This is a genomic window from Alkalicoccobacillus plakortidis, from assembly GCF_023703085.1.
In the GTDB taxonomy this organism is placed as follows: domain Bacteria; phylum Bacillota; class Bacilli; order Bacillales; family Bacillaceae_D; genus Alkalicoccobacillus; species Alkalicoccobacillus plakortidis.
This window is the reverse complement of record NZ_JAMQJY010000002.1, coordinates 450,888-467,632: the sequence shown is the minus strand read 5'-3', so window position 1 is coordinate 467,632 and position 16,745 is coordinate 450,888. Positions and strand designations below refer to the sequence as shown.

Here is a 16,745-nt window from a genome sequence, read left to right as displayed (position 1 = left end):
TCCATTACTTATGGATGAGGTCGCTCTTGTTTATTTTGGAGTGGAAGTTGGATTGTGAAATGATCTTTGCCGGGATCCGTTTCATTTTTATAGTAATTATATTGATCAAGATAAGGTGAGTAGGTACTTACAATGACATCCGTACTGTTCGAATGAATTGAAAGTAACCTCATATAACCTTGTCCTCCTGAAGGTCCACTTTGATAATCAGCAAGCATTTGATAAACCGTTCGATCTGGTTTGCCATCATTATCATCATCAATTGCATCAACTTTTTTAGCGGCTCCGTGGTAATGTCCACATAGAACTGCATGTATAGATGGATACTTTGTAACAAGCTCTTTAAATAAATGCTCTCCTTGAGTGGAACGGGAACCATCAGCCTTTAAATAATCATGTACATTTAAAAAAACAAGCTTATCTGGATAATCTGTAAGTACAGATTTGGCCCATTTAAGGTCTTTGTCCGTGACACCCCAACCAAGATAAAGCATAAGAAAATCTCTGCCACCAGCCGAGATAAGATCATAATGGTTTCGATTGTTTTGATAGGATTCGCCATACTCCTTTTGGTGTTTAAATCGTTTTTCTCCAAAGTGATGGCTAAACTCTTTATAATCTACACGACTATGTCCAACATCATGATTACCAGCTAAAACACCGTATGGGATGGGGGAATGGTCAAGTTTTTTTAAGGCTTTGTTTGCTACCTTCCATTGATCTTTCTCCTTATATTGATCGACAATATCACCAGTGTGAACAGCGTATTTGATTTGATGAGAGACTTGATTTTCTTTGATCCAATTTGTCATCTTCATAAAAATACTTGGATATTCTTTAGAATAATATTGTGTATCTGTCATCCAGACAATCGTATCAGGTGTTGAGCTTGCTTCCACATGGTCAACAGAAGACTGGCAGACCAACACAAATACAGAAATAAAAAGAATCAAACCTAAACGACTAGAGAAAAAATGAATATTCTTCAAACGAATCACCTCCATTTATATTTCTAGGATGAGCAGGATGTTTTCTGGTTATGTATAACAGGAGGTGGGAAAAGTTGAGAATGGACATAAAAAAGAGCAAGATCAGCAACGTGATCTCGCTCTAAATGATTATATAATTGAACTTGGTACTAGGTTAAAGCAACGTTTGTATAACCATTCGTAATCAGAAAGTGTTAGGTCGCGTGGGTTCCCAACTGTTTGTGGGTCTTTTAGTGCTTCTTTTGCCCAACGTTCGGTTTGCTCTGGATCTACGCCTTGTTCTTCAAGAGTTGGTACATCAAGCTCTTCGACTAGTTTATACATATATTCAACGGCTGCTTTTGCTGCGTCGTCAGTCGTCATGTCTGTTGTGTTGATGCCGAATGCTTGAGCAATGCGAGCGAATCTTCCTGGAGCTCCTTTCCAGTTGAATTCCATTACGGGTCCCATCATAGCGGCTACACATTGTCCATGTGCAACGGGTACCATGCCTCCAAGTGATTGACTCATGGCATGCGCAGCACCAGCCGATTCGCTTCCATATGAAAGTCCCGCAAGCATTGCAGCTTGTGCCATACCATAACGTGCTTCCAAATCATCGCCATCTGAATAAGCGCGGCGGATGTATGTTGCAGCATACTCAATTGCAAGTAAGGCAACGGCATCAGTAACCGGTTGTGCATATTTCATTGTGTAACATTCAACCGCATGTGCAATCGCATCAATACCTGTCATTGCTGTTACATGTGGAGGCATTGACGTGTGAAGTTCTGGATCAATGATTGTTAAGTGCGCCGCAATGAGAGGTCCACCTGTGTTAAATTTATATTCACGCTCTTCATCTGTAATAACTGCCCATTGAGTCACCTCAGAGCCAGTTCCAGCTGTTGTTGGAATAGTAGCTAGAGGAGGGATGCGGTTTTCAAGTGGTTTTTTTCCTTCCGCTGCTTCGTAGTCAAGAACGGGTCCATCATGAGTGATTTCAACACCAATGGCTTTAGCTGTATCCATAGAGCTCCCGCCACCAACCGCAACAAGACCATTGCAATCATTATCACGATAGAATGCAGAGCCATCTGCAATCAGTCTAGTAGGAGGATTCGGTTCAACTTTATTAAAAACAACCACTTCAACCCCCGCTTTTTTTAAGCTTTCTTCAACTGGTTTTGTAACTCCAGCATTGTAGATACCAGGGTCTGTAACAAGTAATGCTCTAGTGACACCTAGGTTTTTGACTTCATCACCTAAATATTTGATTGACCCAATTCCGTGTTTGATTGCTGTTGGTAATTCAAACGTATGATAGCCTAACATTGATTCAACTTTCATATGCATACTCATTTGTCATCGTCTCCTTTTTTTGTGAGGTATCTATTATTTAAACCAATGAACTGCTTCTGGTTTTGTGTTGCGATAAACATGCTTCACTTCTGTGTATTCTTCAAAGCCAACCTTGCCTAGCTCCCGTCCGAAGCCTGATTGTTTGTATCCGCCCCAAGGTGCCTGAGCAAAATAAGGATGGAAATCATTAATCCAAACCGTTCCCATACGTAATTGACGAGCCACATCTTCTGCTTTATCAATATCACTAGTGAATACAGCTCCAGCGAGGCCGTAGATGGTATCATTGGCTTTTTTGATTACTTCATCTTTTGATGTGAAGGTTTCTACGGTAAGAACGGGACCGAATACTTCCTCTTGGACAATTCTCATCTCAGATGTGCAATTTGTAAAAATTGTAGGCAGGTAAAAGAATCCGTCTTGAAGCTCAGCTTTATCAGGACGACTTCCACCAACAACAAGCTGTGCGCCTTCTTGAAGACCAACTTCTACGTAGCCCTCAACCTTTGCACGATGCTCAGCACTAATGAGAGGACCAGATTGTGTAGAATCATCAAAGCCGTTACCCAGTTTAATCTGTTTTGTGCGTTTAACTAAGGCATCAACAAATTCATCATGAATTGATTCTTCAACTAGTAATCTTGAGCCTGCAGAACACACTTGACCAGCATGGAAAAAGACCGCGTTTAATGCTTGATCAACCGCGACATCAAAGTCAGCGTCAGCAAACACGATATTCGGATTCTTTCCACCGAGCTCAAGTGCTACTTTTTTTACATTTGTGCTTGCAGCTTGCATGATCGTTTTTCCTGTTTCAATGCCTCCAGTAAAGGAGATCAAGTCAACATCTGTATTCTCTGCAAGTTCAGCTCCTACCTCAGCACCTGCACCAAGAACAAGATTGGCTACTCCTTTTGGAACACCAGCTTGCTCAAATAATTCAAATACTTTAACAGAGGTAAGTGGTGTGATTTCACTAGGCTTCAGCACCAATGTATTTCCTGATGCAAGTGCCGGAGCGAGTTTCCAAGCTGCTTGAAGTAGCGGGTAATTCCAAGGTGTTATCTGTCCGCAAACTCCGATCGGTTCACGTACAATTTTGCTCGTTGAGTTTGGAATCGGGCTTTCTATGAGTTCGCCACCATCCTTATCAGCTAGACCTGCAAAGTAAAAGAAAACATTGGAGATGTCATCCATATCTGCACGGCTTTCTTCGATTGTTTTTCCCGTATCTAGTGTCTCTAAGCGTGCTAATTCTTCTTTTTCCTGTAAGATTAATTCGCCAATTTTACGAACAATTTCTCCGCGTTCACTTGCTGGAGTTGCGGCCCATGTCCCTTCATCAAATGTTTTTCTCGCTGCGGCAATGGCTAACGTAGCATCTTCGCGATTACCCTCAGCAACAGTTGCGATGACCTCTTGATTAAAAGGATTGATGATCTCTCGCGTTTTGTTACTGATCGCAGAAACCCATTCACCGTTTATAAACATATTTAAACGCATATGAACACTCCTTATGATTATTTCGTTTAATATAAATTAAATGTATTGAACAAATAAAATGTAACACGACATATTTTATCTGTCAAAGAAAGTGATGCAGATAGAGTAAGATTGTTTTTGAGCAACAAGTCTTAGATTTCGCGCATTTTGCATAATTTTGAGCGTGCCATCAACCTTTTTGCTCCTTGTACGTAGTTTTTTGAGCATTTACGGATTTTTTGCTCTGGTAGGTGTTGTTTTTGAGCACTTCATAGGATTTTTTGAGCATATATAGCGCCTGCAATAAAAAAAGCAGTGCACATCCGTCGATGCACACCGCTTTTACATTATCTATTTTCAAGATTATATTTTTCATTTAAATACTGAACAAAGTCACCTGATTGAAACTCATCCACCATTACATCTAAAAAATCATAGTACTTCAATGAATCTGTGATCTTGTTTAGCATTCTACTGGCTTCCAGGCGATCTTCCTCTGAGCTGTCTGGGTTATCAATAATCGCTTGGTACTTAGGTTGAGCTTGTTTGACTGCGTGAACATTTACACTTACCTCTCGCTGCCAGCGCTTTGTGAAGAAGGATGAGAAGAACTGAAAGAAATCACCTTCTGCTTGGTAAAGATCTTTGCGCTCACCACGTTTAAAAACACGATGAATGATTTTATCATCTAATAATTTGCGTACGCCAAGACTCATGCTTCCTTTGCTCATGCCAGTTTCATCTCGTAATTCATCCAGAGTCATTGGACCACCATTCATATAGAGAATGGCATATATCTGGCCAACAGAACGACTACCACCATACATGTCCATCGTATCTGCGAGGCCCTCTTTAACAATTTCATCTATTAACAGCAATTCATCTGATTTTCTTTTATTGAATTCATCCGCCATTTTTTCACCTCATCAATTTAAGTGATTTAATACATTTAAAATTTTCAGTAGACATAGTATAGACCGATTTTAGAGCAGAAATCAATGAGATCATCAAATTGTTGTTTATTTGACAGTTCAAAAGGGTATGTTATAGTCGAGCTAGTTCGTTTAATTTATATTAAACTTATCTAACACAGTATATAAGTGGAGGCGATGTAACATCTTTAGAGTATGCGTTAACAAAAAGAAATTAGTATGTACAGGGGTAGCTTCATTATCACTACTGGCTATGGCAGCTTGTGGAAATGATCAAGGTGCAGGAGAAGAAATTGAACTTGTTTATGTAGCATGGGATTCAGAAATTGCTTCAACAAATGTGATTAGTCAGGTTCTTGATGAAGCGGGTTATGAAGTCGTTATGACACAAGTTGAGCAGGGACCAATGTGGAGTAGTGTGGCAACTGGTGATGCCGATGGATTTGTTGCGGCATGGTTACCGAATGATATGGCTTCTTCATATGAAGAGTACGGGGATCAAATGGTTGAATTGGGGGCCAATCTAGAAGGAGCGATCACTGGACTTGCCGTTCCGACGTATATGGAAGATGTAAATAGTATTGAAGATATCACATCAGATCACATTGACTCCATTACCGGAATTGATGGAGGGGCTGGTGTCATGACTGCAACTGAGCAAGTAATTTCTGAATATGGACTTGATGTTGAATTAATAGCAAGTTCAGATGCCATCATGACAGCAGCACTTGGAGATAGCTACGAGAATCAAGAGCCCATTGTTGTAACTGCTTGGCAGCCACACTGGATGTTTAATACGTATGACTTGAAGTTTCTTGAAGATCCAAAAGGAATCTATGAGTCAGAGGGTGAGATTCGCACAATGGTGCGTGAAGGATTAGAGGACGACATGCCGGAAGCATACCAAATTCTTGATCGATTTTACTGGGAGCCAGAAGATATGAATGAAATTATGCTTGAAATCTCTCAGGACGACGTAGCACCAGAGGAAGCGGCTGCGAATTGGATTGAAAAGAATCGTGACAAGGTTGATGAGTGGCTTGGAGAAACGGAATAATGTAATTGAAGAGACACGGTTTCGACTGTGTTTCTTTTTTTGTATCATTTTCATTACGGTGCTTGTTTCTTTTTGCCTGATAGTGGTGCACATGGTACGATAGACCATAGAATAGGACAGGAGGAAGGACCTTGGAAGATTTAAATCAATGGTTTGAAAAAGGCTTAAGTCGTTATGCATATATCCATTCAATGCAAGTGAAACAAGAGAATTTATTAAAGATATATAATTCTTTTCATTTAGATCCTTTTGAGAAAGAATCACTGCAATCACTTCAGCCTAAAAAGTATAGAGCGCTAATCATTACAGCTGATTGGTGTGGAGATGCAATGGTGAACCTGCCTATTTTTATGCGAATTGCAGATGAAGCATTAATTGAAACACGCTATTTCATACGAGATGATCATCTAGAATTGATGGATCAATACTTAACAAATGGAACAGCTCGCTCGATTCCGATTATTGTAGTCATTGATCAAGATGGCAATGAAGTAATGAAATGGGGTCCAAGAGCACCTGAACTTGAAGAACTAGTAGCAGAGCGAAAAGCAAAGCTACCAGAAAAAGAATCACTAGATTTCGAGGCAGCTTTTAAACAGTTTGCTAATGAAATGGGTGAAACGTATACGCAGGACCAAACGAGCTTGGGATTGGATTAAAAATGATATTCTCAAGACTCTTCAAAAAACGATTTAATTCAAGTGGGTCTAATCCTTTTTTGGATTAGACCGCTTTTTTTAAAAAATAAGTGTTAGAAACCTTAATGAGGGTATGGATATAAGATTTAATCAATTTTGTTTAATTCGAAGGGAGGCAGCTTGATGCATTCAACTGAACATGTAGAAAAGGTCATAGCTAACATTGAACGAGTGGTCGTTGGTAAACGGAATGAAATTGAACTTAGTCTCGTTGCTCTACTTGCTGGAGGACACGTCCTACTAGAAGATGTTCCTGGAGTAGGTAAAACAATGATGGTAAAGGCAATCGCCAAATCATTTGGTGCCAATTTTAAACGAATTCAATTTACACCTGATCTACTACCTTCTGATGTAACAGGTGTTTCAATATATAATCAAAAGACTCAGGAATTTGAATTTAAACAGGGACCAATCATGGCGAATATTGTATTGGCAGATGAGATCAATCGAACGTCGCCAAAAACGCAGTCTTCATTACTAGAAGCACTTGAGGAAGGTAATGTAACCATTGATGGTGAAACTCACCGACTGGAACAGCCTTTTTTTGTGATGGCTACCCAAAACCCAATTGAATATGCTGGTACGTTTCCACTTCCTGAGGCTCAATTAGATCGCTTTTTATTAAAAATAAAATTAGGGTACCCAGATCTGGATGACGAGCTTGAAATACTTAATCGTCTAGAGAATAAGCATCCGATAGAACAAATTAAAGCCGTCCTAGATACATCAGAACTACTGACATTACGAGATCAAGCAGCGGCTATTTTTGCAGATCAGAATATAAAGAATTATCTAATTCAAATTGTACATGAAACGAGAAAAAGTGAGCTTATTGATTTAGGGGTCAGCCCTCGTGGTTCAATAGCCCTAATGAAAGCAGCAAAAGCATTAGCTTTAGTAGCTGGAAGAGAATATGTGTTGCCAGATGATATAAAACGTTTAGCAGGACCAGTTTTAGCACACCGTCTAACACTGTCAACTCAAGCGAGAATGTCAAATGTATCCGCTGATGAAGTGATACAGCAAATTTTGAACAGTGTGGAAATCCCTGTTTCGAGAAGGAGGCTTACTTCTTCGTGAGGAGCAAGCTAGATCCTATCTATCCGATTCTGAAAGGGGTTTGTGGCTTGCTATTGTTAGCAGGCTGTTTTGCATATGCGATGTTTCAGGGAGGTTTTGTTAGCTGGTTTTTGTTTTATAGTGTTTTAATCATTGGAACAATGATTGTCTTATCCGTACTCTTCACTTCACGAATTTCTACCAAGCGAATCCTTCAAAAAAAATCCTATTATGCAGGGGAAGATGTTGAAATTGAGATTGAAATTAGTAAAAGGATGTTTCAACCTTTTATCTATCTGCGAATTCAAGATATCGTACCAGCTAATCTAGGACAAGCAATAGGGGCACAGGCCATGTTCTTTTTCTCTTTTTCTAAAAAGCTATCATTTAGCTATCATATTACGGAGCTTAAGCGCGGTCATTTTGAGTTTGAAGAGATGCAAATCACAACAAGTGATTTCTTTGGATGGTTTGAGAGAAAACAGCGAGTAAAAGAAGCGACAGAAATGACTGTGTTCCCGAGATATAGTCAATTAGGAGACATCAGTTCTTTCCAAACTCGCCAGCAAACTAAGGGTATAACGGCAAAACCTTCTTATAAGGATGAAGATCGCTCGCTTTCAGGAGTGAGAAATTACGTGCCTGGAGATAGATTGACTAGTATTAATTGGAAGCAGTCTGCAAAAAGAGAAGAGTTAATGACAAAAGAATTTGAGACATATGAAGGAAATGCAACCATTATTGCGTTTGACCCATATGCTCCTCAACTAACATATGAAGCATTTGAGCTTGTTGTAGAGCAGGTAGCCTCAGTTGCCTCTACTTTTCTTGAGTCAAAAATAGAAAGCCAACTTGCCGTTTATACTCATGAAAACGAATGGATCGTTGAAGATTTACAGGTTCATACGTGGGAAAAAGGGTTACGACTACTTGCAACTGTTCAAGCACATTCTCAAACGGCACCAGAAGCACATCGCATATACAGGCAGTGGGCTAATCGAACGGTTTTTTACATCTGTGCGCAATTAGATGAAGCGGTGATAAAAACACTTGAGAAACTGGCTTTGGAAAAGGCAGATTTAAAAGTATGTCTATTAGAAATGGAACCAGATCAAGTGAGCTTGGCAGAACGTCTACGTCATAAAGGCATAGAACCAATATACATGACATCATGAGTGTTAGGGGGGAGCGTTAATTGAAGTGGAAGAAAAAAAGTCTGCATTATAGTAGGGATGGACTGCTGTATGGTCTAAGCTTTTTCTTGTTATTAGAGTGGTTATTACCCCTGCCTATGATGACAGATACAGGATATATAAGTGGATTTTTGGTAGCCACAGTACTCTTCTTTTTGGTGTCATTTTTGCAAATTCCACTATTAATTAGCTTCTTAACTAGAGTTGTCATTATTCTTGGTGGTCTCTATTTTTTATTCCAAGCTTGGAGGCGTTTCCCCATTTGAATGGATGACATTATTTCTCTCAGATCTTACTTCAAATGGTTGGCGAATTCTAACTGGAAATTGGTATGAATTATCAGATGTTTTTCGAAGTTTTCTCTTTTTAGTTTTATTATCAATCATGAGTTTTCTATTATTTTATTGGACTGTTCATTTAAGAAGAATATTCTTCTTTCTGTTTTTTACTGTTGTCTATGTCGCAGTCATTGATACATTTACGCTATATGATGCCACGTTTGCGATTATTCGAATTTTTGGAATCGGATTTTTATTACTTGGCTTGATTACCATGTATCGAACTCTTGAAGCTCATCACTTTTCCAAGGTTCCACGATATCTTCCCATACGAATGAGTATCGTTATTACTGGAGCGTTGTTGCTGACAGGAATAGTAGGAACTCTTGCGCCGAAGCCGGGTCCGCAATGGGAAGACCCTGTTCCTTTTTTGCAATCAGCAGTAACAGGTGATCTCTCCAATCAATCAGGTACTCAGCGAATCGGGTATGGAGATAACGACGAGCAGCTTGGTGGAGGCTTCCTCGACGATGATACGCCAGTATTTTTGGGTTCAATTGAGCGTGGAATGTACTGGAGAGGTGAGACAAAGGATTTTTATAGTGGAGTTGGCTTGCAGAATACCACACCAGAAAGCTTTAATGAAAATACGTTAATGGACGAACCAGTAGACTCCACTAATGCCGCTGAACGAGAGGTTCGTGAAGCCGGTGTACAAATGTATAATCAAATCCGATTTCCCCATTTATTTTACCCTGGAGAGCTATATTCATCGATGATTAATGAGAACAATAGCGATCCTATTGTTTTAGACGAATATACAGCAAGAGCAGAAATACGGTCTGGTGATGACCCTCTCTCCCTTGAGCAGTATAGCTTTGAATTCGTTGATACAAGCTACAACATTGATGGACTAAAGAATGTGAGTGGGAATGATCCTGATGAAGTCGTTGAATACTATACACAACTCCCGGATACAGTTCCGGAAAGGGTGTTTGAGCTTGCGGCTGAATTGACTGAAGATGCAGGGAATCGCTATGATCAGGCTAAGGCAATTGAAGATCATTTTGCTTGGCCCAGAATTTACGTATGAAACAGAAGATGTGCCTGTTCCTCAGCAAGGAGAAGATTACGTCGATCAGTTTTTATTTGAAACGCAAAGAGGGTATTGTGACAACTTCTCAACCTCTATGATTGTTCTCCTTCGAACTTTGGACATTCCGGCTAGATGGGTAAAAGGTTTTACACCTGGTACACTAGTTGATTCAAATGAAGACGTAAATGTATACACGGTATCAAATTCAAATGCACATTCATGGGTTGAAGTCTATTTCCCAGGTGAGGGATGGGTGGCCTTTGAACCAACAAAAGGCTTTTCTAATACGTATGAATTTGAGCAGGAAATTGATAATGAAGCTGATCCATTTGAAGCCCCTGATACGGAAACAGACTCAGAAGATGAATCAGAAGAGGATGAAGAAGTTGAAGTTGAGCCAGAAGAGGATGAGATCGATCAACCTTCAGCTTTAGACAATCAGACGGACAATTCATCATACGTAGGTTACTGGGTAACTGCCATTGTGTTGTTACTATTCGCTGGGATTCTGTTCTTTTATCGAAAATCGATTTTAACGCTACTCGTGTTAAAATACTATCTATCAAAAGAAGATGATCAAGTCTTTGAACAGGCTTTTAAAAGGCTGTTATGGATATTAAAGATAAATGGATACAAAAGAGACACGACTGAAACATTACGTGAGTATGCGAACCGCATTGACCGAGAATTGAATTCTGACGATATGAGGGTATTAACACATGCTTACGAGCGCACATTATATAGTGAAAACCCATCATCTATCGTATGGAACGAACAAAAGCACAACTGGGAGCGAATTGTAAGGAAAATCAAACCTTGACCACTTAAGGTTTACCTTGTTAAAATAGTTCCGTGTATAGCAGAAGCTATTAATATCAGATGATTAATCTTCTAAAAGCCAATGCAACGTGCTTTCTGGTATGAAGCTGCTGTATTCTGCCGATGAATTGCAAAAGGCAGAGTATCAGCTTTTTTCTTTACGTACTGCTTCATGGTAGAATTGTACAATTTAATAGGAAAAGGATGGAATATCATGACTGAATTTGATCAAGAAATGATTGTTGTTCTCGACTTTGGAGGACAATATAATCAGCTGATTACAAGACGTATCCGTGATTTTGGTGTGTACAGTGAGCTTCATTCACACAAAATTACAGCTGAAGAAATAAAGAAACTGAATCCAGTGGGTATCATCTTCTCTGGTGGACCAAATAGTGCATACAAAGAGGGATCTCCTCATTGTGATCCAGCGATTTATGATCTTGATGTTCCAATTTTAGGGATTTGTTATGGCATGCAGCTAATGACCCAGCACTTTGGTGGATCTGTTGAAGCTGCTTCACACCGTGAATATGGTAAAGCATTAATTAACGTTCAAAATCAATCTGAGGTATTTAAAGGACTTCCTATTGAACAATTGTATGGATGAGCCATGGTGATAAAATTGTTGCCCCACCTGAAGGTTTTGTTGTGGATGCATCTAATCCATCATGTCCAGTTGCTGCGATGAGTAACGAATCTCAAAAATTATACGGAGTACAATTCCACCCTGAAGTGCGCCACTCAGACTTTGGCGATGAGCTACTAAAGAACTTCACCTTTGAAGTGTGTAAAGCTAAAGGCGAATGGTCGATGGAGAACTTCATTGAAGTAGAAACGGAAAAAATCCGTGCGCAAGTTGGCGACAAACATGTTCTTTGTGCGCTTAGTGGCGGAGTAGATTCATCTGTTGTTGCTGTCCTTCTGCATCAAGCAATTGGAGATCAACTAACGTGTATGTTTATTGATCACGGCCTTCTACGTAAAGGCGAAGCAGAGAGTGTAATGGAAACCTTCAGTGAAGGCTTTAACATGAACGTCATTAAGATTGATGCTGCTGAACGTTTCTTAACTAAGCTACAAGGAGTTTCTGACCCAGAACAAAAGCGTAAGATTATCGGGAACGAATTTATCTATGTGTTTGATGAAGAAACAACTGAACTCAAAGACATGGATTTCCTAGCTCAAGGTACGTTGTATACAGATATCATTGAAAGTGGGACAGATACTGCTCAAACCATTAAGTCTCACCACAATGTTGGCGGACTTCCAGAAGACATGCGTTTTGAATTGATTGAACCACTAAAAGCGTTATTCAAAGACGAGGTTCGTAAAGTTGGAACAGAACTTGGTATTCCAGATGAAATTGTTTGGAGACAGCCATTCCCTGGACCAGGCCTTGGAATTCGTGTACTAGGCGAAATCACAGACGAGAAGCTTGAAATTGTACGTGAATCTGATTATATTCTTCGTGAAGAAATCAAAAAAGCAGGACTCGACCGCGAAATCTGGCAATACTTCACTGCCCTACCAAACATGAGAAGTGTAGGAGTAATGGGAGATGCAAGAACGTACGATTATACAGTTGGAATTCGTGCTGTTACATCAATTGACGGTATGACAAGTGATTGGGCACGTATCCCTTGGGATGTGTTAGAGCTCATCTCAACTCGAATTGTTAATGAAGTAAATCACGTAAACCGCGTAGTGTATGATGTGACGAGTAAGCCACCAAGCACAATTGAGTGGGAATAAGGATCAACAAACCATCTTTTCTCTGAGTAGGAGAAAAGATGGTTTTTTTCATCTAATGTTATCCCAATTGATACATGACGTTAATGTTGCTAGTCTACACTAGAAGCATAGATACAATGAGGAGGCAGGCACATGAACAGAAAACAATGGATTAGCTGTATGAGCATGACCGGAATTCTTCTTGTAGCATGGGCAGTGGAGGCAAAAGCCGAAGAGAATGTCATTCGAATTTTGCATACTAATGATTCGCACGGTCGAGCATTTGAAGGAGAATACGACGGCATGGGTTTTGCAAAGCTAGCAACTCTAATCGAAGAAAATCGTGGGGAGCATTCATTACTACTTGATGCCGGGGACACCTTTCACGGAACAACCTTTGCATCCCTTGAGCAAGGAGAAACCATTGTGCGAGCATTAAATCTACTCAAGTACGATGCTTTAGTTCCAGGGAATCATGATTTTAATTATGGGTTGGAACGACTACAGGAGCTAGAGGACTCTGCTGACTTTCCTGTACTTGGAGCGAACGTACTTGACGACGCCGGTGAGCCATTTTTCGAATCTTATATGATAGAAGAAATCAATGGAACATCGATTGGCATCTTTGGTTTGGCCACACCGGAAACCTCCTACAAAACCCACCCTAATAATGTTCGTGATGTAACATTTGAGGATCCATCAATTACAGCCCAACGTATGGTGGACAAGCTAGAAGAGGAAGATGTGGACATCATCATAGCTCTTGCTCATCTTGGAATTGATGAATCAAGTGTGGAAACTAGTGAAAAAGTAGCGGCAGACGTCGAAGGAATTGATGTCATTATTGACGGTCATAGCCACTCTGAATTGGAGAATGGTCTCGAAGCTGAGAACGGCACATTGATTGCAAGCACAGGTGAATACGTACAAAACTTAGGGATTGTAGAACTCGTAGTTGAAGACGGTACACTAACAGAACGAAGTGCGCGTTTAATTAATCGAGATGAAACAGAAGAGACAGAACCAAATGAAGAAGTCGAGCAGCTTCTGACAGAATTAGAAGAATCCCAGCAAGAGATTTTAGCAGAACCAGTAGGACAAACAGCTGTTGAATTAATCGGAGATCGAGAACAAGTACGAGTGGAAGAAACCAATCTTGGAAATTTAATTGCGGATGTCCTGCGCGAATCCACTGATGCAGACATCGCCTTAACAAATGGTGGGGGCATTCGCGCATCAATCGCAGCAGGAGAAATTACTACAGGCGATATCGTAGAAGTATCTCCATTTGGAAATTTTGGAGTCACAAAAGAAGTGACAGGAGAACAGCTACTTGAGATTTTGGAAAACGGTGTCAAAGCTTATCCCGAACCAAGCGGGGGCTTCCCACAAATCAGCGGCTTCTCATTCCAATTTGACGAACACAAAGAAGCTGGAAATCGGGTGCACTCAGTAGTTATAAATGGGGAACCATTAAACGAAACAGAGACCTATCTTCTAGCGACCAATGATTTTATTGCAAGTGGCGGAGATGAATACGAAAGCCTAGCTGTCTTGCCAGTAGCTAATGAATTCAGTGCGCTAGACGAGCTTTTGATTTCATACCTTAAAGAAGCAGGAGAAATTTCACCTGAAACGGAGAATCGAATTCAAGTTGGAGAGGCAGACGAGGTTGACTCAACAAAACCGAAATCTGAGGATCCTGTTAGCGCAAACTATACCATTCAAAAAGGTGATACACTCTTTGAAATTGGACTTCGGTCAAATGTTCAGTGGACTACTCTAGTTGAAATGAATTCTTCAATTGAAAATGAAGATCTAATTTATGCTGGAGATATGATTCAATTGCCTGAGCATAAATAACAGAATCAACCCCACCGATCATCAATTGAGTGGGGTTTTTTTTAAGAACTGCTGGTGTTGAGAGAGGAGAGTAGGAACTTGGTATTCACTACGCGCTCTTGGTGGGGCCAAGTTCAAATACAGTTAATAAAAATGCTCACTTTTATTCCTTATGTAAGTTGACCTTTCTTGGTTTAGTGACCAGTTTCTTGGAAGGAGAGTGATTGATCTTGAAGCAGAGCCCGGCTTCTTGGAAAGGGATTGATTAATCTTGAAGAAGAGCCCGACTTCTTGGAAGGGGAGTGAATTAACTTGAAGAAGAACCTGACTTCTTGGAAGGAGAGTGATTGATCTTGAAGAAGAGCTCGCCATCTTGGATAGGGAGTGATCGGTCTTGAAGAAAAGCCAGCATTCTTGAAAAGAGCGACATCGTTCTTGAAAAACCCCTCATCTCTTGATAAAATCTCTCTACCTCTTACTTAACTCTCAAAATCATCTAATATCCGTAAATCCACATACACGTATCTATTCTTTTTTTCCGAATGATGGCGCTTTTAATTAGATTATCGTTCGGTTTTTATTGACAAAGTGGATAATGATTGCTAAAATCAATCTCGTAAACCAACCACATATGATTTCGTATATTCGCGGAGATATGGTCTGCGAGTCTCTACAAGCTGCCTTAAAGAGCTTACTACGATACTGTCACAAGGAACAATTCTTGATGGTAATGTGTATGTCGCTCGGAGCAGAATGCTCGGAGTTTATTTTTATGGGGAAAGACCCCAAGGAGGAGCAGCATGGATCGATTTTTTGGATTGACGGAAAAAGGTACTACGATAAAGAGAGAGGCAATTGCTGGTCTTACTACGTTTCTGGCAATGGCTTATATTCTAGGAGTTAATCCACTAATACTAGGCGATGCCGGTATGGACGTTAGCGCAGTTTTTGTGGCAACGGCACTCTCAGCTATGATTGGCTCTTTAATTATGGGGCTTGTTGCTAATTATCCAATCGCTGTAGCACCTGGTATGGGTTTAAATGCGTTTTTTGCTTACACTGTTGTACTAGGAATGGGTTTAAGCTGGCAGGCAGCCTTATTTGCTGTATTTATTTCAAGCATTATTTTCCTTCTTATTACTGCATTTAAAATTAGAGAAATTATTATTAATGCGATACCAGCTGAGCTGAAGCATGCGGCAGGTGCTGGTATTGGACTGTTTATTGCATTTATAGGTTTAAAGAATGCCGAAATTATTGTGGCTGATCCAGCAACATTTGTAGCTTTAGGTGATTTAACGAATGGACCTGTATTATTAGCTGTATTTGGGGTTGTGCTAACAGCTATTTTTGTTGTTATGGGATTAAAAGCAGGAGTCTTTTACGGACTAGCAATAACCGCAATAGTTGGGATTATCTTTGGTTTAGTTGGACGACCTGATGGAGTGGTTGCAGCTGTTCCTAGTTTGTCTCCAACACTTTTTGCAGCATTTGATATTTCTAGCTCTGAAATTTTTAGTGCTCAAATGGCCATTGCTATTCTTACGTTTTTATTTGTAACATTTTTTGATACTGCTGGTACACTGTTTGCGGTGGCAAACCAAGCTGGATTTGTAAAAGATAATAAACTACCTCGAGCAGGTAGAGCATTATTCTCAGATGCTAGTGGCGGAACAATTGGAGCCCTACTTGGTACATCTACGACAACAGCTTATGTTGAATCTACATCTGGTGTTGCAGTTGGAGGACGTACGGGTCTAACAGCAGTTGTAACTGCACTGTTATTCCTAGTTGCTCTTTTCTTTTCACCTCTTTTAGTTGTTGTAACTGGTCACGTAACAGCAGCTGCTCTGATTATTGTAGGCGTAATGATGGCCTCATCTCTACGATTTATTGACTGGACTCGTATGGAGATTGCCATTCCTGCATTTGTAACATTTGTTGCTATGCCATTAACATACAGCATCGCAAACGGAATCGCGCTTGGATTTATCTTATATCCAATCACAATGCTTGTAAGTGGAAATGCAAAGAAGATCCACCCTATTATGTATTTCTTGTTTGTTGTGTTTGTTCTATACTTTGCGTTTTTGAGTCATTAAAACATATCTATAAAAAAGTCGCTTCCACATTGGGGGCGACTTTTTTTAACAATAAATTTACTTCGAGTACTCGCTTTATTAGAAGCGTGTTATTCTAGATTTATACTATTCCTAATAAAAGGG

Annotated in this window: 13 protein-coding genes, 1 pseudogene and 1 riboswitch; of the genes and pseudogenes, 10 read left to right on the top strand and 4 right to left on the bottom strand. The window is 40.0% G+C overall.

Annotated features, from left to right (window positions below):
- Positions 1–8 precede the first annotated feature (8 nt).
- The 4 genes from NDM98_RS16880 to NDM98_RS16865 all read right to left on the bottom strand — a co-directional run bounded on the left by NDM98_RS16880 (position 9) and on the right by NDM98_RS16865 (position 4,726).
- Entirely contained in the window at positions 9–989 is a 981-nt protein-coding gene (locus NDM98_RS16880) for a metallophosphoesterase (RefSeq protein WP_251610174.1), read from the bottom strand.
- Between the two features lie 129 nt (positions 990–1,118).
- Positions 1,119–2,330 carry a choline dehydrogenase gene (gene gbsB / locus NDM98_RS16875; RefSeq protein WP_251610172.1) on the bottom strand — a complete coding sequence of 404 codons (1,212 nt, stop codon included), beginning with the start codon at positions 2,328–2,330 and terminating at the stop codon, positions 1,119–1,121.
- A gap of 33 nt (positions 2,331–2,363) precedes the next feature.
- Entirely contained in the window at positions 2,364–3,833 is a 1,470-nt protein-coding gene (betB, locus tag NDM98_RS16870; RefSeq protein WP_251610170.1) for a betaine-aldehyde dehydrogenase, read from the bottom strand.
- A 326-nt stretch (positions 3,834–4,159) separates the two neighbouring features.
- The gene (locus NDM98_RS16865) at positions 4,160–4,726 is read right to left on the bottom strand and encodes a GbsR/MarR family transcriptional regulator (RefSeq protein ID WP_251610168.1); all 567 of its coding nucleotides are present in this window, start codon (positions 4,724–4,726) and stop codon (positions 4,160–4,162) included.
- A gap of 271 nt (positions 4,727–4,997) precedes the next feature.
- Between NDM98_RS16865 and NDM98_RS16860 the strand changes: the two genes are divergently transcribed.
- From NDM98_RS16860 to NDM98_RS16815, 10 genes and pseudogenes are all read left to right on the top strand, one after another.
- Entirely contained in the window at positions 4,998–5,801 is an 804-nt protein-coding gene (locus tag NDM98_RS16860; protein ID WP_251610166.1) for a glycine betaine ABC transporter substrate-binding protein, read from the top strand.
- 131 nt (positions 5,802–5,932) lie between these two features.
- Positions 5,933–6,460 carry a thioredoxin family protein gene (locus tag NDM98_RS16855; protein ID WP_251610164.1) on the top strand — a complete coding sequence of 176 codons (528 nt, stop codon included), beginning with the start codon at positions 5,933–5,935 and terminating at the stop codon, positions 6,458–6,460.
- A 162-nt stretch (positions 6,461–6,622) separates the two neighbouring features.
- A complete protein-coding gene (locus NDM98_RS16850) occupies positions 6,623–7,579 on the top strand; it encodes an AAA family ATPase (RefSeq protein ID WP_251610162.1) in 957 nt (318 codons plus the stop codon).
- On the top strand, positions 7,576–8,733 hold the full coding sequence (locus tag NDM98_RS24235) for a DUF58 domain-containing protein (protein ID WP_251610160.1): 1,158 nt from the start codon (positions 7,576–7,578) through the stop codon (positions 8,731–8,733). Before NDM98_RS16850 ends, NDM98_RS24235 begins: the two co-directional genes overlap by 4 nt.
- Positions 8,734–8,753: 20 nt before the next feature.
- A complete protein-coding gene (locus tag NDM98_RS16840) occupies positions 8,754–9,017 on the top strand; it encodes a hypothetical protein (RefSeq protein ID WP_251610158.1) in 264 nt (87 codons plus the stop codon).
- Complete coding sequence (locus NDM98_RS16835) at positions 8,968–10,122, top strand: hypothetical protein (protein ID WP_251610156.1); 1,155 nt, start codon at positions 8,968–8,970, stop codon at positions 10,120–10,122. The genes NDM98_RS16840 and NDM98_RS16835 overlap by 50 nt, the downstream gene beginning before the upstream one ends.
- A complete protein-coding gene (locus NDM98_RS16830) occupies positions 10,067–10,945 on the top strand; it encodes a DUF4129 domain-containing transglutaminase family protein (protein WP_251610154.1) in 879 nt (292 codons plus the stop codon). The genes NDM98_RS16835 and NDM98_RS16830 overlap by 56 nt, the downstream gene beginning before the upstream one ends.
- Before the next feature lie 213 nt (positions 10,946–11,158).
- Positions 11,159–12,699 (top strand): annotated as a pseudogene (gene guaA / locus NDM98_RS16825) (glutamine-hydrolyzing GMP synthase).
- Between the two features lie 132 nt (positions 12,700–12,831).
- Positions 12,832–14,541, top strand: a complete 1,710-nt coding sequence (locus tag NDM98_RS16820; RefSeq protein WP_251610152.1) for a 5'-nucleotidase C-terminal domain-containing protein — start codon at positions 12,832–12,834, stop codon at positions 14,539–14,541.
- A gap of 596 nt (positions 14,542–15,137) precedes the next feature.
- Positions 15,138–15,237, top strand: a riboswitch (purine riboswitch).
- An 83-nt stretch (positions 15,238–15,320) separates the two neighbouring features.
- Positions 15,321–16,622, top strand: a complete 1,302-nt coding sequence (locus tag NDM98_RS16815) for an NCS2 family permease (protein ID WP_251610150.1) — start codon at positions 15,321–15,323, stop codon at positions 16,620–16,622.
- The last annotated feature ends 123 nt before the right edge of the window (positions 16,623–16,745 follow it).

Excerpts from the sequence above, each read along its gene's own strand:
- NDM98_RS16860 (WP_251610166.1), top strand. The coding sequence starts at position 4,998 with ATGGCAGCTTGTGGAAATGATCAAGGTGCAGGAGAAGAAATTGAACTT.
- NDM98_RS16820 (WP_251610152.1), top strand. The coding sequence starts at position 12,832 with ATGAACAGAAAACAATGGATTAGCTGTATGAGCATGACCGGAATTCTT.
- NDM98_RS16830 (WP_251610154.1), top strand. The coding sequence starts at position 10,067 with ATGATCAGGCTAAGGCAATTGAAGATCATTTTGCTTGGCCCAGAATTT.
- gbsB (WP_251610172.1), bottom strand. The coding sequence starts at position 2,330 with ATGAGTATGCATATGAAAGTTGAATCAATGTTAGGCTATCATACGTTT.
- NDM98_RS16815 (WP_251610150.1), top strand. The coding sequence starts at position 15,321 with ATGGATCGATTTTTTGGATTGACGGAAAAAGGTACTACGATAAAGAGA.
- NDM98_RS16865 (WP_251610168.1), bottom strand. The coding sequence starts at position 4,726 with ATGGCGGATGAATTCAATAAAAGAAAATCAGATGAATTGCTGTTAATA.
- NDM98_RS16850 (WP_251610162.1), top strand. The coding sequence starts at position 6,623 with ATGCATTCAACTGAACATGTAGAAAAGGTCATAGCTAACATTGAACGA.
- betB (WP_251610170.1), bottom strand. The coding sequence starts at position 3,833 with ATGCGTTTAAATATGTTTATAAACGGTGAATGGGTTTCTGCGATCAGT.